25 protein-coding genes and 1 pseudogene are annotated in these 24,578 nt (G+C 37.5%); 8 read left to right on the forward strand and 18 right to left on the reverse strand.

Annotated elements, in window-relative coordinates; genetic code table 11:
- Positions 1 to 166: 166 nt before the first annotated feature.
- The 4 genes and pseudogenes from FFL34_RS06530 to FFL34_RS06550 all read right to left on the reverse strand — a co-directional run.
- The gene (locus FFL34_RS06530; RefSeq protein WP_138602576.1) at positions 167 to 1,771 is read right to left on the reverse strand and encodes a sigma 54-interacting transcriptional regulator; all 1,605 of its coding nucleotides are present in this window, start codon (positions 1,769 to 1,771) and stop codon (positions 167 to 169) included.
- 103 nt (positions 1,772 to 1,874) lie between these two features.
- Positions 1,875 to 2,216 (reverse strand): hypothetical protein, encoded by a 342-nt coding sequence (locus FFL34_RS06535; protein WP_138602578.1) that lies wholly within the window; start codon positions 2,214 to 2,216, stop codon positions 1,875 to 1,877.
- Between the two features lie 1,070 nt (positions 2,217 to 3,286).
- Positions 3,287 to 3,487, reverse strand: a complete 201-nt coding sequence (locus FFL34_RS06545) for a YjzC family protein (protein ID WP_206675977.1) — start codon at positions 3,485 to 3,487, stop codon at positions 3,287 to 3,289.
- A gap of 152 nt (positions 3,488 to 3,639) precedes the next feature.
- Positions 3,640 to 3,744: pseudogene (locus FFL34_RS06550) on the reverse strand (ATP-binding protein); the annotation flags it as partial.
- Positions 3,745 to 4,233: 489 nt separating this feature from the next.
- Here FFL34_RS06550 and FFL34_RS06555 point away from each other — a divergent pair.
- From FFL34_RS06555 to FFL34_RS06565, 3 genes are read left to right on the forward strand one after another with little or no spacing between them, the layout of a single operon-like run.
- Complete coding sequence (locus tag FFL34_RS06555; protein WP_411712307.1) at positions 4,234 to 4,815, forward strand: GbsR/MarR family transcriptional regulator; 582 nt, start codon at positions 4,234 to 4,236, stop codon at positions 4,813 to 4,815.
- Positions 4,805 to 5,464, forward strand: a complete 660-nt coding sequence (locus FFL34_RS06560; RefSeq protein ID WP_138602582.1) for a cysteine hydrolase family protein — start codon at positions 4,805 to 4,807, stop codon at positions 5,462 to 5,464. Before FFL34_RS06555 ends, FFL34_RS06560 begins: the two co-directional genes overlap by 11 nt.
- A 39-nt stretch (positions 5,465 to 5,503) precedes the next feature.
- The gene (locus FFL34_RS06565) at positions 5,504 to 6,421 is read left to right on the forward strand and encodes a glycine betaine ABC transporter substrate-binding protein (RefSeq protein WP_138602584.1); all 918 of its coding nucleotides are present in this window, start codon (positions 5,504 to 5,506) and stop codon (positions 6,419 to 6,421) included.
- A gap of 319 nt (positions 6,422 to 6,740) precedes the next feature.
- Here the strand turns inward: FFL34_RS06565 and FFL34_RS06570 are convergent, their stop codons facing one another.
- The 6 genes from FFL34_RS06570 to FFL34_RS06595 all read right to left on the reverse strand — a co-directional run bounded on the left by FFL34_RS06570 (position 6,741) and on the right by FFL34_RS06595 (position 11,286).
- Complete coding sequence (locus FFL34_RS06570; RefSeq protein WP_138602586.1) at positions 6,741 to 7,499, reverse strand: amino acid ABC transporter ATP-binding protein; 759 nt, start codon at positions 7,497 to 7,499, stop codon at positions 6,741 to 6,743.
- A complete protein-coding gene (locus FFL34_RS06575) occupies positions 7,477 to 8,151 on the reverse strand; it encodes an amino acid ABC transporter permease (RefSeq protein WP_138602588.1) in 675 nt (224 codons plus the stop codon). Before FFL34_RS06575 ends, FFL34_RS06570 begins: the two co-directional genes overlap by 23 nt.
- A gap of 136 nt (positions 8,152 to 8,287) precedes the next feature.
- Entirely contained in the window at positions 8,288 to 9,076 is a 789-nt protein-coding gene (locus FFL34_RS06580; protein WP_138602590.1) for a substrate-binding periplasmic protein, read from the reverse strand.
- A gap of 37 nt (positions 9,077 to 9,113) precedes the next feature.
- Complete coding sequence (gene solA, locus FFL34_RS06585) at positions 9,114 to 10,262, reverse strand: N-methyl-L-tryptophan oxidase (RefSeq protein ID WP_138602592.1); 1,149 nt, start codon at positions 10,260 to 10,262, stop codon at positions 9,114 to 9,116.
- A 596-nt stretch (positions 10,263 to 10,858) separates the two neighbouring features.
- Positions 10,859 to 11,089, reverse strand: a complete 231-nt coding sequence (locus FFL34_RS06590) for a DnaD domain-containing protein (RefSeq protein WP_138602594.1) — start codon at positions 11,087 to 11,089, stop codon at positions 10,859 to 10,861.
- Positions 11,089 to 11,286: a hypothetical protein gene (locus FFL34_RS06595; protein ID WP_138602596.1), complete on the reverse strand. Its 198-nt coding sequence runs from the start codon at positions 11,284 to 11,286 to the stop codon at positions 11,089 to 11,091. Before FFL34_RS06595 ends, FFL34_RS06590 begins: the two co-directional genes overlap by 1 nt.
- 109 nt (positions 11,287 to 11,395) lie before the next feature.
- Here FFL34_RS06595 and FFL34_RS06600 point away from each other — a divergent pair, with 109 nt between their 5' ends.
- Positions 11,396 to 11,881, forward strand: a complete 486-nt coding sequence (locus FFL34_RS06600; protein WP_199799049.1) for a helix-turn-helix transcriptional regulator — start codon at positions 11,396 to 11,398, stop codon at positions 11,879 to 11,881.
- Here FFL34_RS06600 and FFL34_RS06605 read toward each other — a convergent pair.
- From FFL34_RS06605 to FFL34_RS06615, 3 genes are all read right to left on the reverse strand, one after another.
- Positions 11,843 to 12,448, reverse strand: a complete 606-nt coding sequence (locus FFL34_RS06605; protein WP_138602600.1) for a hypothetical protein — start codon at positions 12,446 to 12,448, stop codon at positions 11,843 to 11,845. The genes FFL34_RS06600 and FFL34_RS06605 overlap by 39 nt on opposite strands.
- A gap of 301 nt (positions 12,449 to 12,749) precedes the next feature.
- Positions 12,750 to 13,091, reverse strand: coding sequence for a transposase (locus tag FFL34_RS06610; RefSeq protein WP_138602602.1), 342 nt, complete (start codon positions 13,089 to 13,091; stop codon positions 12,750 to 12,752).
- Positions 13,092 to 13,342: 251 nt separating this feature from the next.
- Entirely contained in the window at positions 13,343 to 14,380 is a 1,038-nt protein-coding gene (locus FFL34_RS06615) for a hypothetical protein (RefSeq protein WP_138602604.1), read from the reverse strand.
- 1,161 nt (positions 14,381 to 15,541) lie between these two features.
- On the opposite strand from FFL34_RS06615, the gene istA reads away from it, so the two are divergent.
- A complete protein-coding gene (istA, locus tag FFL34_RS06620; protein ID WP_138602606.1) occupies positions 15,542 to 17,104 on the forward strand; it encodes an IS21 family transposase in 1,563 nt (520 codons plus the stop codon).
- The gene (gene istB / locus FFL34_RS06625) at positions 17,101 to 17,880 is read left to right on the forward strand and encodes an IS21-like element helper ATPase IstB (RefSeq protein ID WP_138600698.1); all 780 of its coding nucleotides are present in this window, start codon (positions 17,101 to 17,103) and stop codon (positions 17,878 to 17,880) included. The genes istA and istB overlap by 4 nt, the downstream gene beginning before the upstream one ends.
- Positions 17,881 to 17,911: 31 nt before the next feature.
- On the opposite strand, the gene FFL34_RS06630 is transcribed toward istB, so the two are convergent.
- From FFL34_RS06630 to FFL34_RS06645, 4 genes are all read right to left on the reverse strand, one after another.
- Positions 17,912 to 18,562, reverse strand: coding sequence for a hypothetical protein (locus FFL34_RS06630; protein ID WP_138602607.1), 651 nt, complete (start codon positions 18,560 to 18,562; stop codon positions 17,912 to 17,914).
- A gap of 234 nt (positions 18,563 to 18,796) precedes the next feature.
- A complete protein-coding gene (locus FFL34_RS06635; protein WP_138602609.1) occupies positions 18,797 to 19,312 on the reverse strand; it encodes a hypothetical protein in 516 nt (171 codons plus the stop codon).
- Between the two features lie 59 nt (positions 19,313 to 19,371).
- Entirely contained in the window at positions 19,372 to 20,283 is a 912-nt protein-coding gene (locus FFL34_RS06640; RefSeq protein WP_138602611.1) for a nucleotidyl transferase AbiEii/AbiGii toxin family protein, read from the reverse strand.
- Positions 20,283 to 20,891 (reverse strand): type IV toxin-antitoxin system AbiEi family antitoxin domain-containing protein, encoded by a 609-nt coding sequence (locus FFL34_RS06645; RefSeq protein WP_138602613.1) that lies wholly within the window; start codon positions 20,889 to 20,891, stop codon positions 20,283 to 20,285. Before FFL34_RS06645 ends, FFL34_RS06640 begins: the two co-directional genes overlap by 1 nt.
- A gap of 534 nt (positions 20,892 to 21,425) precedes the next feature.
- Here FFL34_RS06645 and FFL34_RS06650 point away from each other — a divergent pair.
- Complete coding sequence (locus FFL34_RS06650) at positions 21,426 to 22,097, forward strand: restriction endonuclease (RefSeq protein ID WP_138602615.1); 672 nt, start codon at positions 21,426 to 21,428, stop codon at positions 22,095 to 22,097.
- 273 nt (positions 22,098 to 22,370) lie between these two features.
- Here FFL34_RS06650 and FFL34_RS06655 read toward each other — a convergent pair whose 3' ends face one another.
- Positions 22,371 to 22,856 (reverse strand): type II toxin-antitoxin system PemK/MazF family toxin, encoded by a 486-nt coding sequence (locus FFL34_RS06655; protein ID WP_138602617.1) that lies wholly within the window; start codon positions 22,854 to 22,856, stop codon positions 22,371 to 22,373.
- 409 nt (positions 22,857 to 23,265) lie between these two features.
- On the opposite strand from FFL34_RS06655, the gene FFL34_RS06660 reads away from it, so the two are divergent.
- Positions 23,266 to 24,459 (forward strand): IS256 family transposase, encoded by a 1,194-nt coding sequence (locus tag FFL34_RS06660; protein WP_138602395.1) that lies wholly within the window; start codon positions 23,266 to 23,268, stop codon positions 24,457 to 24,459.
- The last annotated feature ends 119 nt before the right edge of the window (positions 24,460 to 24,578 follow it).

The raw sequence follows: 24,578 nt of genomic DNA on the forward strand, positions 1-24,578 counted from the left end.
CACTCCTTTCCTTTTAAATTGTAAACGTTGCTATTTTTTTGAACAATAAAATAAGTAAAAAAATCTATGCATAAATGCATAGATTTTTAAAGATTTTATATACTCAATTAATTAAACCTTCGTTAAGACAATAACCATGCCTAGTATGCATTTATGCATACAAAAGTTAAATATTATACTTTTGTAGTTTCCTGCTAATATTTGACTGGTTTATACCTAGAACTTCCGCCATTTTAGTAGTTGACATATATCGTTCTTTTGCTTTATTTAACAATTGCATTTCGACTAGTTCAATGGCTTCCTTTATAGGGATTAGTTCATTAACGGAAATGGAAGGTGATAATTCATGATATCCTCTTATATATTCTGGAAGTAATTCAGGGCTTAACATTTCGCCATCGGATAGAAGTATCATGTTCTCGATTACATTCTTTAACTCATTCACATTACCCGGCCAGTCATACCTTTCGATGAATTTCCTAAGCTCATTACTGAAATACTTATTACTACTCTGTTTATCGTTAAATTGTCTCACAAAATATTGGCACAGTGGAATAATATCTTCACGCCGATCCTTTAACGGAGATATTTCAATTGGAATGGCATTCAAAAGAAAAAATAGATCCTTTCGAAATTTACCTTTTTCCATTAGCTTATATAAATCCACATCCGTAGTGGCCATTATTCGTGCTGAATTGGAATTGTTCTGAATATGCTCGACGAAACCCTTCAGGTCCCCTTGTAACTTTTTACTTAATTCCGATATATTTTCAAAAATAATCGTGCCATTATGCGCCTTACTACCTATATGTTCACTATTTTCTCCGTCACTGCCGGTAACATTTATATCCTCTAAAAAAATGTTATCTGTAATTGCAGCACAATTTACAACTATAAAAGGGTTTGAACTTCTTTCACTGTAATTATGAATAAACTCACATAGTAAACGCTTTCCCACGCCATTTTCACCTTTTACTATAACCGGAGAGTTACTGGGCGCTGCTTTTTTGGCCATAGCAATTACTTTTCTCATTGCCGAGCTACGATAAACTAACCTATTTTGAACACCCTTTTTCTCCCGCAATGAGAGTAGCTCTTCCCTGTATCCTTCCAGCAATGACTTCGTATCCTGCAATTCCTTTTGCAGATGGCTAACCTCCGTGATATTTCTGGATACGTTCACTACCCTGATAACATTGTCATTTTCATCTTTAATCGGGATTCCAAGAATAATCAGCCTCTTTCCTGTTTTCGTGATTTGAATGGCTGAAACTTTTCTGCCCGCCTTGAGTACAAGCCTAGTAACAGAAGGCTGAAACACACCTTCTTTTTCCATTTTATAAACACTTTGCCCCTCTAATTCTTCCGGAGAATACCCCCATATTTTTTTGGCTGCCTCACTAACTCTTAATGTTACTCCTTCCCCATCAGCAATATAGATAACATCAAAGGTATGTTTGAATATAGCCTCAATATCCAGGTTCATCTCCTCATACTTTACTTTTTCTGAATCCTTCTCACGTAACATATACAGGCTATTTTTATCGTCATTAAACAATAATAATCCTTCAATGTTCTCTGATAAATTGATTGCTGATTTTATGTTTTTTGGGTGTATTTCTACTAGTAATTCAGATATATTCACATCGTCCTTGATTAACATTAATTTACTCAACTCGTTCATTCTGCTGTCAGAGAAGTTTTCATTGAAGGCCACAACTGGTACTTTAAATTCATCCAATACATCATTGTCAAAAAAGCAGAAATCCATTTTAATCACCCCCTATAATCTGTTTTTATTCTACCAATAAAAGATCAAAAATGCATAGGTATCTTTTTTGCTCGATATAAAAGAGCAAAGCAAAATACTTTAGTCACTGAATGGACTGAATAAACCCGATTCTTCTTTCATTTCTTCTTCTTCTAACAACCTTTTTTCCAGTATTATCATGTTTTATTTTCACTGGGTGACTGTCTTCTTTATTCAATAATGGCTTAGCCACGTCACCTTTGGCATAATGCTCCGGGGCGCATGTTGTTTCATGTTGTGGTTCATTTGCTGGTCCACAAATTTTATACTTGAATGGTCTCTCACCATTGACGATTTTAGGCAGCTGCCGAAAATCAAATAAAAGAAAAAAGCCTTCACAAGTAACCCCCCCTTTGCACCAACCTTTATATTTTAGCTCCTTCTTTAGATAAGCCTCTTGAGGCATTTAAATTTTCCTAATTGCCACGCTGATATCTGATCAAGTAGCTCATTGTTTTGTGATACAGTAGTCTTAGTTGAACTGAATTCATTACATTCAACACAAGCATTCACAACTGGTTTATAGGCTTTCTACATTCTGCGCAATGAAGATCACTCTGTACCATTAACAACTCTCCCTTAACTCACTTATTAGAGTCACTATTACTAATAGGTCAAAATAAAAAAGAAAGAACCAACCCGAAGGTTAGATCTTTCCTACAATCCAACAATGAATTGTCAGAGCTGTGTAGTTGCCAGTGAAAGGATACAGCATGAAACAAACTAACTTAACCTCGACTTAATTTATTTTGGTGCTGTATCCTTTCTTATGCTCGGCTATATAAACTGGCCACCTAGGACTCCCGGCAAAAAGCCGAAGCAATTAACACTACACTTATATTAATCATTGTAAACCACTCCATTTTCGATAATAGATTTAATCTGTTTGCTACTGAGAAAGAGATAATTCCTTCGCATAACCCACTAAGAAGCCATCCATTATTTTTTATATTGGTGGTTAAAATTTCACAGGTCGGGAGATTTTGAATCGAACAAAATCCAGTTAATAACATCTTAGCAAAACTATTGTACCATAAATAGAAAGTTCACCAAACCCTAGCTTGTACATTAAGACTAAGACATTATTTAATTGTGTTTTACTCTAGCACCAAGTGTTGCAAGGTTAAAAAGACCCTGCAGAGTATTTGTCCCCTGTTCCGGCAATTGCCAACGGACGTATCATTAGAAAATCAGATGGAGCGAACATTTATGTGTGTGAATGTATTGGAAGGCAAATGATTCAGCCGCCTGTCCGGCATCCTTGCCATAACTGATAGATCATGTTTCAAATCAGGTTTATCATCTTTTAAATAAAGTCAATCCCCACATGGAAAAAGTGTCATGTAACATGACACTTCTTCTTTCCAAACTCGATTGTAAGTGTGAAACACGATCCACCATTCGGTATTATTTGACAAAAAATGAGAAATGGAAGGCTCGTAAGCTATTGAAAAAAATCTCTACTCCACATCCTCATTAAGCATATGACGTCATCTTCCAATAGGCACCTTTATCACACGAGTTGATAGGTGGAAAGGTTTCATACTTTTCTAGTTTAATTTTCTTTTCTTCAGCTGTGGGTTGTGGTGTTCGTGTACCGTCTATATAACCATCCCATTCATAATACGCTGTTGCCATAGAAGTTTCTCCTGTTCGATACCGTTCGCCAATTGACACCTATTTCACCCCCTTCTTTCTATTGCAAAAATATCATGTTTACACCATAAAATCAAAGTATAGTATACAAAATATAAAAATAACTATATGTAGTGTTATATAAACAATAAACTTTGTTATATTCGACAAAACCCTGGTAAGAACAATTATGAAGGAAAAATTGACGGAAATAACTCGGCTAGCAAGCTTTTGCCACAGTCAGGCGGGCCACTCATTAACACATTATGACCACCAGCAGCTACTATTTCCAATGCTTGATTATTGCTTGTTCTTGGCCAATAATACACCGTTCTACATACATATTTCCAACATAACAGGAAATTCTTCTTTAAAGATAAAGTTGAAAAATTTCCAACGCAAGTTTCTAAATGAAACGTAAGAACCTTCCACGTGTTTCATTCTATAAACAACAAGGAAGCCAAATGCTAATAAAATAACTCCCGAAATATCATTTTATATATAGGTGTAGCAAGTTTTAGGTAATTCTTCACCCTCATTCTTTTACATCTAATTCTCCAATATTCGTCTCTAAATATGCTACAGCGGCATCTAAATAGATTTATTACTTCGATAATCAGTATTCGTTTCAATTCAGTAATATTGCTTTAAAATTAAATGTGTTGATGAATGATCACTAGTTCAGAATTATAATAACACTTGACTTAACAATTTCATTTGTTTAATATGTATTAAACAGCTTATTTGTTTAATACATATTTATAGAAATAACTATATTAAATAGGAGAATGACAAAATTGGAAAATGAATTTGATCAAATTCAAGAAGCTAGAGATGTCATAATTAGAGGCATTGCACAAACTATGGAATTTTATGGACTAACTCCCTCGATTGGACGAATTTATGGCGTTCTTTATTTTGCAGAAACTCCAAAGTCACTTGATGAAATTAAAGATGAAGTTGCAATGAGTAAGGCAACTGTCAGTAATGGGTTAAGAGAACTTTTAGATACCGATATGATTACAAAGGTATGGAAAAAAGGTGATCGTAAAGATTATTACATTGCCGTAAAGGATTTTTTCAAAAACTTCATTAATTTTTTTGTAAAGCAGTTAAGACAAGAAAGAAAGATTATTCTTAAAGCTTACAATCAATCACTTCCTGCTTTGGAGGAAATTGCTAATAATGGTCAGTCTGAAGTTGCAAAGGAAAAAGCTATGAAAGATATAGCATCAATTAATAAAACAAAAGTATATTTTGATTGGACACTACATCTGACAGATGCACTAGAAACTGGGGAAATATTCAATTACCTTCCGTTGTCAGATGAAGATGAACCAAAAAAAGGAGATAAGTATAATGGATATTAAAAAAACAGCGTTAGTCTTAATCGATACACAAAAGGAAAGTGAGTTTGGCATTGAAGGGTTGGAGCAGGCTGTTAACAATTCTAAGAATCTTATTGAAGCATGTCGTTCCTACAATATCCCTATTATTTATACTAGACATGTCAGTCGAGCTGATGGTGTTGGATTACCTGATCAAGAGCCAATAAATGAGAATGGGACCCCCATTTACTACGCTTCAAATACAGCTGACATTGAAGTCATAGATGCAATTCGCCCTAAGGAAGAAGATATTGTAATTGATAAACATCGCTGGAGTGGCTTTTATGAAACAAGTTTAGACTTAATGCTTCGCAGTCTTGGTGTAGAGCACCTTATTATTGGTGGTTTCGTTACGGACGGGTGTCTATTCTCAAGTGTTTACGACGCCTATTTCAGAGATTATAAAATTCATTTGGTAAAAGACATCTGTGCTGCAACTAATGAAGGCGCACATATGTCATCTATTTTGATTTTGGCAAATTGGGTTTATAACATTCGCATCTATAACGCTAACGAAATGATTAAGAAACTAAAAGGCGAAGAACACAATGTGTGGATTTCAACCGCTCCTGATCAACTACAATTCACCCCAGAGAATATGCGAGCAGTATTCAATCAATTAGATCAATAATCTACAAAACAACAACTAAACATTAGGAGATGAATAACTATGAATAAAATATTATTAAAGTTACTATCACCAACGCTTCTTGTTTTCCTGTTAGTGTTATCAGGTTGTGGAAATATTAACAATGAAGCGGATAAGGAAACAACTGAAAAACAAGACAAAACAGACTTAAGTGAAGAAACAATTGTTTTTGGTGAGCCATCATGGACAAGTGCAATGGCTCCAACCGCGATTGCCAAAAAGATTTTAAAAGAGGCGGGTTATCAAGTGAAATCAAAAGTAGTTGATCAACCCATCATATTTACTGGAATGAAAGATAAAGAAATTGATTTTTTCATGGACGCATGGCTTCCTTATACTGAAAAAGATCTTTGGGAGGAATATAGGGACGACTTAACTAAAGTTTCAACAAGTTATGAAGAAGCACCGTTGGGCTGGGTCGTTCCCACTTACGTTGAGGAAGACTCTATTGAAGATTTAAAAGGTAGAGCAGATAAGTTTGGTGGATCTGTTGTAACCATGGATCCCGGCGCAGGAATTGTTAAAGTTTCCCGTGAGGTTTTAGAAGATGAAGATTATGGTTTGGATGATTGGGAACTTAATACGTCTAGTGAAACAGCTATGATAGCCGAAGCAAAACGACGTATTGATAATAAAGAGCCTATTGTTTTTACCGGCTGGAAACCACACTCAATGTTTAACAGATTTGATTTGAAATTTTTAGATGAACCAAAAGATCATTTTAAGTTTGATAATATTTATGTCCTTTCATATAAGGGAATTGAAAAAGAACACCCTGCTGCTTATGATATTCTTTCTAAATGGGAGATTGATATTACAGATTTAGAGGACATGATGGCCGAACATGAAGAAAGTGATACTCCATTTGATGAACTTGCGGATAACTGGATTGAGAATCACCGTGATAAAGTGGACGATATGCTGGGAGAATATAAGTAGGTTTACTGAACGGGACTAAAGTTCGGGTGGTTACAGGCACCCGAACTTTAAATAGGTGGATCACTACGATGAACCTACAAATAAGACCGGTACTGACACCCACTTTGATTCCCCCCAATACACTATTACTAGTCCTATAATCACTTATTTTTATCCTTGCTAACCATTATGAAAGTTGTTATTTCCTTCACTTGAAAAAATAAAAGAAAAAAGCCCTGAAGAGATCACTCCTCCACAGGACTTTCTATTGATGAAACATGAGAATCGTTCCCGTGTTTTTTGCTATACTAGGCGCGCAACCTAACTTCCCCGGGATGACTTATTCCCTATCTATATTAGCCAGGAATTTATTAAGCCGTTCATTCTGTTTATTTGTAAAGAATTCTTCAGGAGTTGAATTTTTTACAATTCTTCCGTCATCCATAAAAATAATTCGATTTGCAATATTTCTTGCAAAATTCATTTCATGTGTTACAACCACCATGGTCATACCTTCCTTGGCCAAATCCTTGATTACGTTCAGCACTTCCCCAATTAGTTCTGGATCCAGGGCTGATGTAGGCTCATCAAATAACATTAAGTCCGGATTCATTGCTAATGCTCGAGCAATTGCAACACGTTGTTGCTGACCTCCAGACAGTCCACTAGGGTAATGATCTTTTTTATCTAATAACCCTACTTTTCCCAAAAGAGATTTGCCATCCTTAATAGCTTCATCCTTTGAGTTTCTTTTTACAATAATCGGTCCCTCAATAACATTTTGAAGAGCTGTTTTATGGGGAAACAAATTAAAGCTTTGGAATACCATACCAATGTTTGTACGAATTGGGGTTACCTCTTTCTCTTTTTTTTGGATACTTCTATCACCAACTGTTTTATATAATATTGATTCCCCTTTGAAAAATATGTCTCCATCTGTGGGATATTCCATTAAATTTAATGTCCTTAAAAATGTACTTTTTCCGCTTCCACTTGGGCCTACTATTGCCACTATTTCTCCCTGATCCATCTCAAAGTTGATACTTTTAAGGACATGGTCATTTCCAAAATACTTGTTAATGTTTAACGCCTTTAACATTCCCTACATTCCCCCTTTTTTCTAAATAGTCCACTAACAAGCTAAGCGGATAGTGTAGAACCCAATATATAATCCCTACTAGTGTAAAAACTTCTAGATGTCTAAACGTAGTAGACGCAAGAATTTGACCTTGATACATTATTTCTCCAACAGTAATTACAGCAGCTATGGAAGAGTTCTTTAGACAAAGAATTGCTATATTTCCAATTGAAGGTAACTCATTTTTTATGGCCTGGGGGAGAACTATTCGGCGCATAGTGTCAAAGCTATTCATACCTATGGCTTTCGCTGCTTCTATTTGTCCTTTTGGAATCGCCTGTATCCCGGCTCTGTATATTTCGGCTAAATAGGCACTTTGGTTAAGCGCAAGTCCTATAACTGCTGCTTGAAATGCAGTTAATTCCAATCCCAAGTCAGGTAATCCAAAATAAATAAATAAAAGTTGTACAAAGAAAGGTGTACCTCGTAGTGCACTAATATAAAATCCAAAAATTTTATTTATAAATAAATTTGATGACAGTCTTCCAAACGCAGCTATCAGACCAAAAATTAATGCGATTATGAATGCAATAATTGTTAACTGAATCGTTATAGCTGCTCCTTCAAATAAAGTAGGAAGAAAGTCCTGAAAATAGCTTGTTAAAATATCCATTTTAATCCTCCATGAATCGGGAATATTTAAAGTAAAACATCTAGTGATTTAATGCAGAGACTGCCTTTAAATGGCACTAGATGTTTTATAATTAATTGCTCTATTAATGACACTACTATCTAATAGCCAAACAGTACTATTCTTTAAACCATGTAGTACCCCATTCTTCATGAATAGATTCTAATGTCCCATCTTCTTTCATCTTCCCAATTGTCTTATCAATCTCATTTAACAGCTTTTCGTTCTCCTGATTTACAATAACGCCAATTTCTACTTTAAAATTTGGCTCATATTCTTTAACAGTTTCTACATCATATTTAGAATTATTTTCATTCAAATAATGTACAATTGGTGTGTCATTTATTGCTCCCTTTATTCTACCTTTGGTCAGGTCCAGCAACATCTCACTTGTTGTATCATACGCCTTCACATCCAGTGATACATTAGATTCTTCCAAATAATCATGATAAAAAGTTCCTGCGGATACACCTACACTCTGATTTTTTAAATCCTTTAGTGATTTTATATTATCCTTATTACCTGCTGGCACTACTAATGCTTCACTAAATCCATAAACAGGTTGAGTAAAACTTACAGTCTTAGCTCTTTCATCTGTAATCCCCATTCCCGCAGATATAACATCTACACGACTGCTGTCAAGTGACGGAATAAGCGAGGAAAACGGCATTGGCTCAAATTTGAGCTGGTAATCATTTCTTTCCGCTATTTCTTTTATAATGTCAATCATTACACCATTTACTTTCTCTGTTTCATCGTCGACAAAAGCATTTGGTGGAGAAGCGTGGGTAGTCCCTACAACCAAAGTTTCATTGTCCTCACCATTTTCCCTGGCAGCCTCATCTTTATCCCCGCACGCAGTCAATACCGTAAGAAATAGCAGAACAACAAGAGTTAACTTTTTCATGTTTTTCCCCCTTAACAAGCAAATATTTTTATTTCCATTAACCTGATTTTGAATTAAGGAATCTATCTGGGGATAATTTACTAAGCGAGAACGGCACTTTTTGATTCATAACGAGATTAGCACTTATCTTCCCCAGTACGGGAGCCATTTTAAAACCATGACCTGAAAAACCAGTTGAAACAACAACATTTTCATTATAACCAGGCAGTTTACCAACTATGGCATGTTTATCCTTTGTATAGGTCTCCATATAAGCGTTAACTCTTGCAGGATCTTTATAGAGACCGGTAAAGTAGTTGTTAACGGTTTTTACTAATAGAGAGTAATCTTCTATGTTAATGTTTCTGTTAATATGATCAGCTTTTTGAATACGATCATCAGGTGTTCCTGCAAGTCCAATCTTTACCATACCGTTATCCACTGCTGGGACACCATAATAACTAATTCCATTAACTTCCCTCATAAACACCGGAAAGTTACCCTCGCCGAAATCTTCCATTTTACCCTTTGAAAAAAACCATCCATTAATTAAACGACGAACCTCTAAATAATCCCTTAATTCCCTTAACAATTCATGTGACCACGGACCAGCAGTTATTAACACTTTTCCGACTTTATACGTTACTCCATTTGCCACAATCCTTACTCCATCTGAATCAGGCTCGATTTCTTCAACTTTTGTTTTGGACTTTAGAATAGCTCCTAGTTCCACTGCTTTTTTTACTGCTGAGATAATTGAATATTGTGCACTAATATATCCTGCTTTATAATCAACAACCATAATTTCATTTGGTAACAGATGATGCTGGGGGTAATGTTTCTTTGCTTCACTATAGTCTAAAATACTATGTTCCAAATTATATTTCTCAATACTTTTAAAAATGTTTTTAATAGACTCTGAACCCGGGTCACCAATCATAAGTCCTTTAGTCAAGGTCAGGAGTTGATTATTGGTGTCACTTTCTAGCTTTCTCCACAGATTATATGCTTCCTCTAGAACCGGCACATAAGAATCACCTTCTTTGTAGGCTGTTCGAAATATGCGTGTCTCCCCACCTGCAGCTGACCGATCATGACCAATCCCAAATTGTTCAAATCCTATTACGGATACTCCTTCTTGAGCTAATTGCCAAAATGCCATACTGCCAATAGTTCCAACACCAATCACTCCAACATCTGCATCCATTCGTTTGCCCCCCTACATTTATATTGTTCGTTTCCTTTTAAGTTTTTTGTTATTTTATTGACACCCCCTTTTTATATCCTCATCCACTTATACATCCTACCACTTTAATTTAATTAATATTCTGAATAATATTAATATATGCTGCTTAAATTTAAATTTTAACTAATCGATAATAAAGATTAGTTAAACCAAGTGAGTTTTAAGTCGGAAAGGACACGTGTGTATTTGCACCTCCTTACGTCCAGCAATGATAATTATACGGATTAATGCTTGTTGTTCGACACCTTCCTTATTGATATGTTTAATCATTTCAATTCCTAATTCTTGCGCCTCACGATCACTAAATTCAATCATTTCTTTAAACATAGTTAGAACGGTATGGTCCTTATATGTTGTACGATTTTCGGCAGCTGCCGAAAATCATCCTTTAAAAAGGAATTGAGATACCAAATTTATTAAAATAGGTAATGCCTTCACCCGCTATACTTCGCCAACAGCCGCTCCGTCTCCTCCCACTCAGCCGCCTTATCACGGGACTCTTCTTCCGCTTGTTCCTTCTCCCGCTTCAGCTTATCCTGACGCTTTTGCTCGCGGAATCAATCCGGCACAACTTCCCCTGCCCCGGCGGTAGACATACGTCCCCCTTGCTGCCGACTCCAGCGAAATGCTGCTTCTTCCGCCTTAGCATCTTCCACGGTCGTGATACCCTTCTTTACCCACGCTTGCAGAATCCCCTTCACATAGCTCCAATTGCTCTTGCCACGCTCCAGTGCTCGCTGCATCGCGTCCACGACAAGGTCCTCCCCAACGTCAGCCACCCAATTCATCAGGTTGTCGACATAAATGGGCTGATGGGTCCGAAATTGTTCTGGTAAAACACGAACGCATCGGCTGCAGCTGCAGTTGTATTGTTTGGTTTCATCTCGTTTGGTTTTGTTTTGTATTGTTTAACTAATGGGTCCGTGTGGTGGTCCGGCTGGTGGTTCATCAAGTGGGTCGCATTCCGGTTCATGTTGTGGTTCACTTGCTGGTCCGCTACATGATCTGTTTCCTGGATTGTTTTCTGTATTTTTGCAGGCCTATTTTCGGTTGGAGCGTCAGTTGCATAATTTTTGCGCGAGTGGAGTGTGTTCTTGGGGAAGCATTTACAAAGGTATCGATTGGCGAAAGGGCTCTCACAGGAAGAACTGGCTTACAGGGCTGGACTTCATGCCAAATATATCGGGCGGATTGAGCGCGGCAAGCACATGCCATCCTTTCTAACCATGCATCGGCTATCCCAGGAACTTGCCTTTCCTATGGATAACATCGCGTCGATCGTTGAATCCGGAATCAACACTTCCCACAACCTGACTGGTGCCCCCGCTGCAGCCTTCCAGTACTTCCCTCCCAGCACAAGGAGTGTTCCAGCCAGTGGAAAAAGTTACTCAGCCCGATTACCAGAACAGCAGCTGCCAATGGACGTATCGTATTATATACTGGAAAAACAGGTAGAGCGACCGGGATGTGCACGGGGGCGTTTGGGGACGGGTGACGTGCCTTCCATTTCCGCCTGTACTATACGGGAAATGACAGGTACCTCACCTGTGTTGACTGTCCTCTTGCCTATCCAAATCTAGCCTTTTCATGTTGCGACTTTGGATTACCCAATGATTTTCCTGAAATTTGAACGTTACGGTTAACCTATAATGGCCATAAAGTTCACTTTTTACTTCTTGAATGACCCGATACGTGTGCGAATCCACCCTCTTTGTTTGGTACGGCTGCTTTGTATTAATCCATGCTGGAGCATCTTTCGGCTCTAAATACAATTTTCCATCTTTCTCATCGTAGTATTCTTCTACATAGACTTGAGCTAAATCCTTTGTTGTAACTTCTGTAAGCGCCTGTACCAATTCTGACTTGGAATCATATTTTTTGACTCGATCTTCCTTGTCTGTTTCCTGGATGAGTAAATTTCGGAAGGTATGAGTCATTTTTTCAACAGACGGTTTGTTAGGTTTCTTTTCATCAGCCTTATTTTTATTATTGGAATAATTATCCATTTCCTCGCTCTCCAAGTCTGATTGCTTTTCCTGATTGGCAGATGAGCTATCAACCTTGTCCTGACCATCCTCCATCATGCCGCATCCACTTAAGCCAAGTATAAGAGCACTCATAACCGCTGATACGATTCTCCATCCCATTTGTTTACTCCCCTTTGCCCCAATCTTTTATATAACATTTTCCGAACTGCTTTTGCTTCAATCATTTTTTCGATTAATATATGTCAAAGTGGCTAGCACCCGTGTATTTTTAAAATCCATCCATATAATTATAACAAAGATTCCCATATTAACCATGCTCTCACGATGAATGAATCCCCGGTGGTTCCTGGAACAACTCCCATCTTGTCATCGGAGAATCCGTGCTTACCCATAGTCCCTATTTATGTCAACCAACAAAAAAAGCCTCGCAGAGATTTCTCTCCGCAGGACTTCTTGCTTGTCAAGAACAATCGTTCGATATATTCCGGGAAGTGACAGCCCACACAAGATCCTCGTAATAATGCCCCGTTGTTTCAACCCCTACGACAACCTCTTTCATATGATGACGCTGTTTCTCTGCTTGGACAAACTGTTTCACTTTAGCAATCCCAGTACTTGACGCATCAAATTCATACGGTCTGACTAATATATCCCCATAAAATGTACAAATCATCGCTTTATGTGTATATTTCGCCGCATCTATTGCGACAAGCAATAAATTTTCAGATCCAGTATTTCTAACAAAATTTGACCAACGACTTCCCATTTTCCCTTGAATATGATTAAATGACGGATATACCATCGTTTTCACTCCTTTAAGGTTTAGTAAATCGGAAGTTCTGTAGTAGGTACTCCCATTTTACAATGAAAACGGTGGTTTTTGTTTGTTTATCCATCTATTTACTATACTAGGCACCTCACCTATTAGGGTAAAAAGAAAGCCCTGCAGAGATCTCTCTCCACAGGACTTTCATCTTTATCAAGAACAATCGTTCGACATATTTCGGGTGGTGACGGCACCAAAACTAATGAAGTAACGTTTCGTTCAGATTATTAACTACCAGAAATATCTGCAATGTCAAATGTAATACTTCCAGAAGCTTCGTTACCAGCCTCGTCTACAACTTTTGAAGCGTCAATGGTAATTGTATCTCCAGATGCTGGAATATTCAATGTTCCATTACTACCATCTCCATCATCAGCTAGTGTAACAGTAAATGAAGTTGCATACCCATTAGTATCTTCATCATCAGCTGCTACAGTTGATGTGTCCCAATCACCATTGTTAAGTCCTAAATCATCAATGCTAATATTTGAAGCCTCTACTTTTGAATCAAACTTAATAGTAATAGTTTCTCCCGCTTCATATGCAGTATCATCATTACCAGTTGTATCTGCATTTGTTTCTATTCTAGATTTTGCCGCTCCAGTTAAATCAATACCTACATCATAAGTATTTGAAGCAGAAACACTATTATTAGCTTGATCGTATAATGTAGCATCTATATTTACAGTATTATCGTCATCATTGTTATCGTAAGTATCAGCTGGAATAGTTACATCAACATATCCATTAGAGATATCATCTTCAGTTAAAACAGTTTCAATAGTATCTCCATCATTATCAGCAGCTGAAAGCTCTAGTAAATCACCAATTTCTGCATCTGTAAAGCTAACACGAACTACTTGATCATTTCCGGCTTCATCAGAATTTAGTACATCATCATTAAATGCAGGTGATTGACCAGTAACCGTTGGTGCCGTTGGAGCAGTTTCATCAAAAACAACAGGTACGGATACTGTTTCTACAACAGTATTGCCTTGTTTTAACTTGAAGATAACTGAAGCAGAAGAATCCTCTGTTACATTATCTGTAGGTTCAAGTACTCCAGAATTTAATGGTAGATTAGTTGAATCAGAACTAAATGCTTCAATTGTGCCAATCACTTGACCATTATCTTTTACATCAAATGTATTGCTTCCGTTTGCGTGAATTTCATAAGAAGTCTCTCCATTATTCACTTCAATTAAGTTAGTAACAAATTGTTCTGAATAGAATGTTTCATTTCCAGCAGAAGTTTCATCCCCCACTAATGTCACATCATCATTGTTATTTTCTTCGTCGGATTTGACGTAAATTTCAGCACCGTCTTGAACAGCTAATTCACCAATTTTTGGAGTACTGTTTACAACAGTTATATCAAATGTAGCACGTGTGATATTACCTTCTTTAACTGTTATTGTAGCAGTACCTGCTTCTGTGCCAGCCTTAACTAATACATCATTAGAATCAATATCTACAGTAGCTACATTTTCATCGGAGCTTTCAACAGAAAAGCGAGTAGTTCCATCTGTAGATAATTGACCGCCATCAAATACATCTGCAATAAGATCTGCTGAATCTTTACCGACTAATTCAAGACGTACTGAATCATCACTGTCATTTCCAGCATAAATATCTAACTCGGAATCATCAGATTCTTGTGAATCAGAAGCAATTCTTAATGCATAAGAAGTAACATCTCCAGCTTCAGCATAATCTACTGTTAATTTTCCAATACCTTCATCATCTGCATTTGCGCTAGTTGATAATTTAACATTATCTGAACCAGTTGTTGCATCAGCAGCAGCATTCAGAGTTAGTTCAACTTCACCATCTGCTCCTGTTTTAGAGTTATCTGATTGAACAATTGCATCATCACCTGTTTTTAAAGGTTTTTAAAGGATGTGCATAAATTGTTGCATCTTCAACAGGATCACCATATTGGTCAACTACTGTACCTTTAACTGTTACTGAACCTTCTTCAGATGAAAATGATACATCCTCTGCTGTTGCTTTAGTTACTTCACGAGCAGCTTCTTCAACTGTAATTGTCTTAGTATATTCATGCCCTTGTGACTGCTAAACTAAAGTAGACAGATATTGCTAAATAAAAATGAACACTTTTGGGGGGGCGTTGCATTGGGCAGGCCCCGGCCGGGGCCTGCCCAATGCAACGGTAACTGAATCTCCTTTTACATGTTTTCATTTTGATTCTGTCAACGATTCATTTGCACCTTGAAAATTGAATATTTTTTAAATGTTGGAGGGCGTAGCTTCGTAATGAGCATTTGCTTGCGGAGCAAGCTAATGCGAATGAGAAGGAAGCAAGCGTGAGCGCGGTAGTCTACATGCTCTATTTTAAAAAGACGCACGCCATTTCGATATGATAGGTTAATAGATATCATCAAAGAAATGGAGTGTATGGAAAGGTGGACAAGTTCAGAGTGTACACGGACATACGGCAGCTTTACCAGCAGGGGTTTAAAGTTGCTCAGATCGCCAGAAAGCTTGGCATCTCACGAACAACTGTTTATGATTATCTGAATCGGGAGCCTGAGGAAATGTCTATTTGGGTTGCCGGCACAAAGGAACGCTCTAAAAAGCTTGATCCTTATGAAAATGAGATCTTTTCCTGGTTGAAAAAGCACCCCGACCTTTCGGCCGCGCAGATACAAGATTGGCTCTTAGAGAAACACGGAAATATGGATGTTGCGGCCAGTACCGTTCGCAATTATGTCAGCCAATTACGAGGGCGGTATCATATTCCTAAAGTATTACATGTGCGAGACTACGAGGCCATTCCCGATCCCCCCATGGGGCAACAGGCACAGGTTGATTTTGGTGAGACAAAACAACAGACGACGAAAGGAGAGGAAAAAAAGCTTTACTTTATCTGCCTTGTCCTGTCGAATTCACGGTATAAAACAGTGATGTGGTGGGATCGGCCGTTTACGACGAAAGACGTTATCCAGGCGCATGAGACATTCTTTGAACAACTTGATGGAATGCCTGAAGAAATCGTTTATGACCAGGATCGTGTCATTCTTGTCGATGAAAATGCCGGCGACCTCATTTTTACAGCAGACTTTCAGAAGTATCGAGAGGAACGGGGATTCCGGGTTTATATGTGCAAGAAAGCTGATCCGGAGTCAAAAGGACGAGTTGAAAATGTTGTGGGATTCGTCAAAAATGGTTTTGCCAAACATCGTGTTTTTGACAACATTGATAAATGGAACGAGACGTGTCAGGAATGGCTGGATCGAACCGGTAACGGCAAAATACACAATACAACAAAAAAGAAACCGGACACGGTGTTTCAAATAGAAAAGAAACACTTGCGCCCAGTCATTCCTAAAGCAAATATACTTAAAAAAGATGATTTTAGTATAACAGTAACGGTGAGGAAGGACAACACTATCCTATACGATGGCAATCGTTATTCCGTGCCACTTGGTACCTATCAACATGGGGAGTCCAATCAGGTTCATCTTTTAAATAAAGGTGAGATACTGACCGTGATTGACGGAAACGGCGAGATCATCGCTGAACACAAAATCGATAACCGAAAAGGAGAACTCATTCAAGCGTCTAATCATCGCAGGGATCGTTCAAAGGATATTGAAGCCTATATCCAAAGCTTGGCTTCACGTTTTGAAAATCCGAATCGGGCGACGACTTATTTGGGGGAAATTCGTAAATGTTACCCACGTCACGCTAGAGACCAGCTCCAAGTCATAGCGAAATGCACGAAAAACAGCGATAGCCAGCGAATGGAACAGGCATTAATAATGTGTGTGGATAATAGATTATATTCCGGAAATGATTTTCGAGACGTCTTAAACCACCTGCATCAGGAGGAATCAGAGAGCACAGATCAGGCAATGGAGAATGACGTTTCTTCACCCGTTCATAAATCTTATGAGAATTGTCAGCCAACGACTAGGGCTTTGACCGATTATATCAGCATTCTGGAAGGAGGTTCTTCTACATGACATCAACAGGCCATCTTGAACAGCAATTGCGCACATTACGGCTTTCAGAAACGGCACAACAACTCCCTGAAATGATTACGGAGGCGGAGAAACAAGACGCCTCCTACCAGGAGTTTCTTGCCCGTTTATTGAATTACGAACAAAAACGCCGAGAGGAGAAACGGATTGAGCGCAACATGAAATGGGCGGCATTTCCTTTTCACAAAACGTTGGAGGAATTCGATGTTCATGAACAAACAGCGTTGAGTCAAAAACAGCTGAATCAACTAAAAGAACTAACGTGGCTGGACCAACTATATAATTTAATTCTGTTGGGGCCACCCGGCGTAGGGAAAACCTTTCTGGGTGTTGCGCTGGGGATTGAGGCCATTTATCGGGGTTACCAGGTTTCGTTCCTGCCAATGGGCGAATTGGTTCATATTCTTAAAACAGCAGATGTCATTCGCAAATCGCAAACAAGAAAAAAGCGTATCCTTAAGTCGGATCTCGTTATCATTGATGACTTAATGTATATGGCCATGAATCAACAGGAGGCGAATCTGTTTTTCCAACTGATTAATGAATTATATGATCAATCTACCATCATTTTCACCTCAAATAAGGGGCCGAAAGATTGGGGAGACCTTCTTGGGGATCCGGCCACTACCACGGCCATCCTCGATCGTATTTTACATCGCGCGGAGGTAATCCAAATGGATGGGGAAAGTTACCGAATGAAATACAGAAAATCCATTTTTGGCGAAGAAAATGAACAGGATAAAAGTGTTCAAAATTAATTAGCAAAAAGTGTTCAATTTCACTTGACGCTCACAGCCCTGATGCTAACTCTACTGTTACAGTTGCTTCACCTGCTGAAATAGGTCTTAAAGTAACAGTGTCGCCGCTAGCATCCTTAGATACAGTCACAACAGTAACATCAGATGTTTCTACAGACTCAACTTGACCATTCCAGTCTTGAACTGCATTATCATTTTCTTCACTTAGGACTGTTCCGTCATTTTGGGTTGCTACTGTTGGGAATAAAATCATATCATCGCCTACAACAGCAGTATTCACTGTATTGTCATAGCTTGCATCTGTATCCCCATCAATATCATTATCAATCTTTAACTGAGACCCAGAGACAGTTGCCCAATCACCAGCATTTACAACGTTTACTGTAAATTCTTCAGTTAAATTAACATCTTGAGACTCTGAGGAAACAGTTGCAACTACAGTAATTGAATTGTTTGCACTAGGTATATTTTCCTTATTTGCAATTGTTCCATCTTCTGCAAAGACATCTTTACTATCAGCGAATGAAACTTTTAAATCTTCTGGTAGTTTATCTGCTTGAATTACATTTCCTTCTGTATCTTTATATTCTAGTCCTAGTCCTAATTGATAAGCGTCAGTATCTACACTAGCACTAGGTAAAATTGTCTCGTTAATCGCACTTACACCATTAAAACATTCCATTATTTTACATCATATTATTGCACAAGTATCAAAGGCTTATACACCTTGAATTTTAGGCATGTTGATTAATTATCTACTTACATTAGGAATGTGAAACACTTGTCAATTTTAAGCAAGCTACAAACAAGCACGTTAACATATCAATATACAAAATAAAAAAGCCTACCTTTGTTGGCAGACTTGTCCTCGGCAATTACTGATTTATAGAATGAACATTTAAATACGTTCTTACATTTATTTACTAACATATTTATACTCATCATTTAAATAATCTATCGCTAATTTAAAAGTACCCATTATTTCTTTATTCTCAATGTATTTTTCATAATTCTTTTTCTGATCCGGCCACTTTCCCTCTAATATTTCCCCGGCCTTCATCCAATGGACTGTTAGTGGTGGTATTTCAAGAGGAAATGATATCGGAAATGAAAATCCACCCTCTTTCTTATGTATTTTTATAAAATCCATATTATGTTTCATTGAATTATAAGCATGTAATAATCCAGAAAGGATCTGCCCATTCTCATGTTTATTTCTTCTTGGTTTATATCCTTTATTGTGTTTCTGATGCCACTCATTCGTTGTCATTACCCAAAGAAGCACTTCACCAGTAGCTGCATATATTTCTTGGTCATGATTTAGGTCAATAGCTTTCTCTAACCGGTGATATGCATTTTTTAAAGCATAATGATTGTTTTCTAACCTTCGCAAAGGACTAGTATGATACTGGTATATGTCTTTATCACCCATTCCAAATATCCCCTCCAAGCTTTAGGTGATTTACTTATCTATGATTCCAATCAACAAATTTATTCCCATTTTCGAAGTTGGCAATTCCACGCTTGGAAAAATTCTTTCTCATCTAAAACAGCTTGGTAAATTGGAAACAGGAACTTTTGAATTCCCTCCATTACTATGGAGAACTCCATACCTTCTACAGATCCAATCCGACGTATAAAAGCTTTCCATTGTTTAATCCTTGCCTCATCTTCCGCAAATGAAGTTGAGAATAAAGGATGTTCTCTTTCTATATGAGTACCTCGTCTTTGAAATGTTTCATATACGGCTTCTAGTAAAACTCGTCCTTCAAAGTTTTCAGTGGTTAATAGCGTATAAATGTCATAAAAGTCTTTCATCCTACTATTGGCTACCGATAATGAAATCATTGCTTCGAATTTTTCAGATATAACTGATTCAGTTGAATATACTCGGATAAGTGGTTGATCCATATTTAATAATGCAGGGTATTGAATGTCCTGTGGCTTTGGAACAACTACATCACCAAAACCGATGTCCAATTGCAATAACTTTTTCATTCTTCCAAGCGATGCTGGAATCTTCACACGTACTCCTTCGTAATCAGCATCTTCTTTAATCCGCTCCACAGTAATACCATTTACATCATATTTAACCCCATCTTCTTCAATGGATATTGCACACATCGCTTCAAACGCTGCCTTAATATATTGAATATCATTGGATATTTGCTTTGCCAAAAAGTCTATATCTTTTGTTGGTCTTGCTTTAAATTGTGTTAACGAAAATAAGAAGAGACCGCCTTTAAGCAAGAATTTATCCCGATAATCAGAGACGGATAGGCGATGTAAAAGACGTTCCTGAAAATACAACAATAATATTAAATCGAAAGCCTTTCCACTTTGTTTCGCAACATTCTTTAATCTTTCTGCTACAGAAGCAGGTATGTTCTTTATTTCCCCCATTATAAAAGCACCTCTAAATATTTTAATAAAACCGTCTTAATACGCATTTCTTCTGCACAAGAAACCAATTTTGTAATATTTTTATCTGGAAGCTGCAAATAATTACGCAGTCCCTCTTTCATAAGATCTTTCCCGATTTTTTCCCTATACCGTATGACATCACAAATCGTTTTCTCTCGATTATAGATCTTCATCATATGTCCATCAATATTCACTTCTTCAATGCCATACTCATACTGCCTATCGGAGAAGTAAAAAACTTTAATAGGTGGATAATCAGGCAAACTTGGCTTCTTCGATTTTCTACAAACGGCAATTTGGTACTCCCAAGGATTATAAGTTGTCAACTCGTAAAATGACAATGCTGATAAGAGGCATAGCACACCATTAGGAATAACTTGAGTCACTTCAATTATTTCATCGTATTGATTATTTTCAAATTGAACATGACGATAAAGACCACGCTTTATTTTAATTAATTCTCCAGTCTCCACGAGTTTACGAATATAATGTTGACTAACTCCTTCTTTGACTAAATCTTTAGTCCGAGCAAAACCTTTTTGACGCTCAAAAATATCCGTTATTTTCCGTTTTACCTCTTCATTCATTTCCTCACCTCATTTACGTAAAGGTTGGCATTTAAATATAATTGTAAACCTTTTATACATATTCTTTATTATACACAAAATTCCTTGTTTTTATTACCAAAAGGTCGGCACTTATTGACAAATGTAGAAGATTAGTAAAAATACATTACGGAGACAGTACGGACATAAACCCTAAATCCGAGTCTGAAATTGCCGGTCCTATAAGAAATATCCTTTAGCAAGTCGTCGGGGTCAATTTAACGCTTTGTAGAGGCAGCAAGATAAAGAGGAAAAAGATAAGGTACCATTTTATTCATGTGGACCCTATCTGATAAAAACTGTCCATAAAACAAAAGGTGATTAGTTATTAATTTCGGGACATAATAAGATGGTCCTTTTACACAGAAGGTTTTCCTAAATAGTGAATTACCTTTTTGGGTAACAATACTATACTTTCCGTATAACAGATAATCCTTTAAACTAGACAGTGGTATTACTTATAAGAATATTACATAGATTTACATCGGTAAAGTAAAATAAGGAAGTGAATTCAAATTGAAAAAGAAAGATAGAAAATTAATATCGAGTACTATTTCAGGACTCTTTATGATAATTAGCTTGTATCTTTATTGGATTGTCTTTGACAGCAATAATATGTACATATTATTTGGTATAATCCTTGCAACCCCATTTATTGAGGCGATGACATATAGAATGTTACCTAAAAATAAAAAGTCTAACAAAAAGGCAAGGTCTCGGATCAAGCATAATTCGAAAAAACCCAAGGGTCGAGCAAACTTTAATAGAATGAGAGAGGATCATGAAATCATAAGTTCTCCGCTACATGATCTTTCATGGCGGGAATTTGAGAGAATTTGCTATCTTTACTTTAAAGCTAGAGGACATAAGCCAAAAGAAACATCCAATGGAGCTGACGGCGGAGTTGACCTGATTATTTATAATAGATATCACAAAGCTAATGAAGCGGTACAAATCAAACATTATCTATCATCAGGAAACCAAATAACCGTCAAGGAAATTAGGGAACTTAACTCAGCAAAAAGAAATCATAATTGTGTTTTAGCAAGATTTATAACAAGTTCTGGATTTACTCAAGATGCGTTAAGAGAAGCGGATAGATATAGAATCCAATGTAGCAACATAGACTGGGTAATGAATCATATAGAAAAGTGGCGTAAAACAGAGTTAGAAAAGATGTCCAGTTGATTAAAAGGATTACATCTAAAAATAAAAAATCTCAGCAAAATAAAGGCTCCCCGTATGGAGAGCCTTACACATAATTCTAACGCGGGTTCCCCCGCGGACCTATTATGTATTTATAGTGTATGCATAACTTATGATTTTTATTACAACGAAAAAGCAACCTATCAAAAGGTTGCTTTTTCGGACCGATAATACTACTACGCATCTATATGCGGACTAATAATGTAGCTTTATTATAATATATTTAGAAAAAATGTCAAGAACTCTTCTCTTTAATTAAATACCTGATGCATACATACGTTTGATTTCGCGCTTTATTTTTTTCATATCTTCGGTTTCCACCTTTGCATATTTCCCTCTTTTTCTCATTTGATTATCGATTCGATCTTTGGAGATTACACGAAAATGCTCTACGAGAGCAGTATTATCAAAACCGTCAAGATCAATATGATACCATAAATCATCATTTAGACGTTGTGTCGTTAAAGGAACTACAGCACAAACTGGTGAATTTTTTTCAGTCCTAACAACAACAACGGGACGATGCTTGTCCTGTTCTCTTCCAACATTATAACCTAGATGAGTCCAATAAACGCCTCGAAAATACACAGATTCGTCTTTATACTTATCTCTTTCTTTATAACGTAAGTGAGCCTTTTTCCACGTCCATTCAGCAAAATTTAAAGTATCATCCGGATCATTATCCATAAGGATTTTTTCAGTTTTGATAAGCCAACCCCTTCTTTTATGTTTAGATGACATAAAATCCCCCCAATAAAATTTTTTTATATTAACAAGTTAATAATAAAGCAAAAATGCAAACGAGCAAAATGTTTCTAAGGTACAGGGTACACCTAATTATACCCTCACCAATGATACATAATCATATTATGTATCATTGGGTATTTCCCTGTAACCCTTGATATAACAATGTTTCTTTAGTATTTTCAACGCTAAAACGAAAATGATGGAAATTTAATGATACACAATATATAATACTTATATAATAAGTATCATTAATATAAAGGGGGCGTTTGATGGATTTTGTAGAACCTATGAGAGCGTAAAATAGTTTGTGTAAATGAATATACCTAAACGATGGTCATAGAAAAAGGAAGACCTTTTCCTGTAGAATAGAGTTAGCACACAAAACCCACAGGAGGTCTTCCCTATGAGTCATCTTACTACAGATTTGCTAGAAGGACTAGCCCAAAAGCAGGATATTGAAGAAATTTTTCGCCATCACTTGGAAACAGCCATCAATCAGCTTTTAAAACACGAATTAACGGCTTTCCTGGACTATGAGCCTTATGAGCAGGCCGGCGTTAACTCCGGTAATTCCCGTAACGGGTTCTATGACCGAACGTTCAAAACGGAATACGGCAGCCTTGAGCTGCATATTCCCAGAGACCGCAACGGTTCCTTTCAGCAACAAACGCTGGCGCCTTATAAACGTTCTAACGACACGCTGGAACAATTTGTAATCCATTTGTACGAAAAGGGCATAACGACGGATGAAATTGCTGATTTGATCGAAAAAATGTATGGTCAACATTATTCCAAACAGACCGTTTCAAATCTGACACAGCTTGTGTCAGAAGATGTTCAGGCATTCCATGAGCGAACCCTGGAGCGACGTTATGTGTGCATTTATCTGGATGCCACCCAGATCCCGATTCGTCGTCAAAGCGTTGAAAAAGAATCGGTCTATATTGCCATTGGCATTGCAGAAGATGGCGGCAAAGAAGTACTGGACTTTACCATTGCCCCAACGGAATCCGCCAATGTGTGGGAGGAGTTGGTACAGCACTTATCTGAACGCGGTGTTGAACATGTCCTTCTCTTTATTTCGGACGGCTTGAACGGCATGACAGATGCCTTGCATCGTGTCTACCCAAAAGCCAAACATCAGGTGTGCTGTGTCCATGTTTCCCGCAATATCGCTAACAAAGTTCGTGTGAAAGATCGTGCGGCTATTCTGGATGATTTCAAGGCTATTTACGAAGCTGAGGACCGCCAGCAAGCTCTTAGTGCCCTGGACCAATTTCAAAATAAATGGCACAAAACGTATCCTCGCGCTGTCGACGCAGTGATGAGACAGGATCGCTTATTAACGTTCTATGATTTCCCGGTATCCATCCGTTCCAGTATTTATACCACAAATCTCATCGAAGGATTTAACAAGGAAATCAAACGCTACGTCAAACGCAAAGAACAATTTCCCAACGAGGATGCCCTGGAACGTTTTCTGGTAACCCAATTTTTGGATTACAACCATAAATTCGGTATGCGGTGCCACAAAGGATTTGGAAAGGCGAAGCCCGAACTACTGCAGATGTTTGAAGCGCTGGAAAATCAGGCTTAACACCGCCATCCTTGACCCTGCTTGCGGTCGTGGTGGTGTGTACATGGCGGCTGGGCAAAATAAAGCCCTCAAGGGGCTCCATCCGCACACCGAGCGTACCACGACCGATCTCTTCTACG

The sequence above is a fragment of the Lentibacillus cibarius genome (assembly GCF_005887555.1).
GTDB classification, from domain to species: domain Bacteria; phylum Bacillota; class Bacilli; order Bacillales; family Amphibacillaceae; genus Lentibacillus; species Lentibacillus cibarius.

What these genes read in the sequence shown, in the direction of transcription:
- FFL34_RS06645 (WP_138602613.1), bottom strand. Translation starts at nt 20,891, where the DNA reads ATGAATGAAGAGGTAAAACGGAAAATAACGGATATTTTTGAGCGTCAA.
- FFL34_RS06560 (WP_138602582.1), top strand. Translation starts at nt 4,805, where the DNA reads ATGGATATTAAAAAAACAGCGTTAGTCTTAATCGATACACAAAAGGAA.
- FFL34_RS06630 (WP_138602607.1), bottom strand. Translation starts at nt 18,562, where the DNA reads ATGGAATGTTTTAATGGTGTAAGTGCGATTAACGAGACAATTTTACCT.
- FFL34_RS06605 (WP_138602600.1), bottom strand. Translation starts at nt 12,448, where the DNA reads ATGGGATGGAGAATCGTATCAGCGGTTATGAGTGCTCTTATACTTGGC.
- FFL34_RS06575 (WP_138602588.1), bottom strand. Translation starts at nt 8,151, where the DNA reads ATGGATATTTTAACAAGCTATTTTCAGGACTTTCTTCCTACTTTATTT.
- FFL34_RS06530 (WP_138602576.1), bottom strand. Translation starts at nt 1,771, where the DNA reads ATGGATTTCTGCTTTTTTGACAATGATGTATTGGATGAATTTAAAGTA.
- FFL34_RS06535 (WP_138602578.1), bottom strand. Translation starts at nt 2,216, where the DNA reads ATGCCTCAAGAGGCTTATCTAAAGAAGGAGCTAAAATATAAAGGTTGG.
- FFL34_RS06555 (WP_411712307.1), top strand. Translation starts at nt 4,234, where the DNA reads ATGACAAAATTGGAAAATGAATTTGATCAAATTCAAGAAGCTAGAGAT.
- FFL34_RS06570 (WP_138602586.1), bottom strand. Translation starts at nt 7,499, where the DNA reads ATGTTAAAGGCGTTAAACATTAACAAGTATTTTGGAAATGACCATGTC.
- solA (WP_138602592.1), bottom strand. Translation starts at nt 10,262, where the DNA reads ATGGATGCAGATGTTGGAGTGATTGGTGTTGGAACTATTGGCAGTATG.
- FFL34_RS06610 (WP_138602602.1), bottom strand. Translation starts at nt 13,091, where the DNA reads ATGGTATATCCGTCATTTAATCATATTCAAGGGAAAATGGGAAGTCGT.
- FFL34_RS06580 (WP_138602590.1), bottom strand. Translation starts at nt 9,076, where the DNA reads ATGAAAAAGTTAACTCTTGTTGTTCTGCTATTTCTTACGGTATTGACT.
- FFL34_RS06655 (WP_138602617.1), bottom strand. Translation starts at nt 22,856, where the DNA reads ATGTCATCTAAACATAAAAGAAGGGGTTGGCTTATCAAAACTGAAAAA.
- FFL34_RS06565 (WP_138602584.1), top strand. Translation starts at nt 5,504, where the DNA reads ATGAATAAAATATTATTAAAGTTACTATCACCAACGCTTCTTGTTTTC.
- FFL34_RS06590 (WP_138602594.1), bottom strand. Translation starts at nt 11,089, where the DNA reads ATGAATTGGGTGGCTGACGTTGGGGAGGACCTTGTCGTGGACGCGATG.
- FFL34_RS06635 (WP_138602609.1), bottom strand. Translation starts at nt 19,312, where the DNA reads ATGGGTGATAAAGACATATACCAGTATCATACTAGTCCTTTGCGAAGG.
- istB (WP_138600698.1), top strand. Translation starts at nt 17,101, where the DNA reads ATGACATCAACAGGCCATCTTGAACAGCAATTGCGCACATTACGGCTT.
- FFL34_RS06640 (WP_138602611.1), bottom strand. Translation starts at nt 20,283, where the DNA reads ATGGGGGAAATAAAGAACATACCTGCTTCTGTAGCAGAAAGATTAAAG.
- FFL34_RS06660 (WP_138602395.1), top strand. Translation starts at nt 23,266, where the DNA reads ATGAGTCATCTTACTACAGATTTGCTAGAAGGACTAGCCCAAAAGCAG.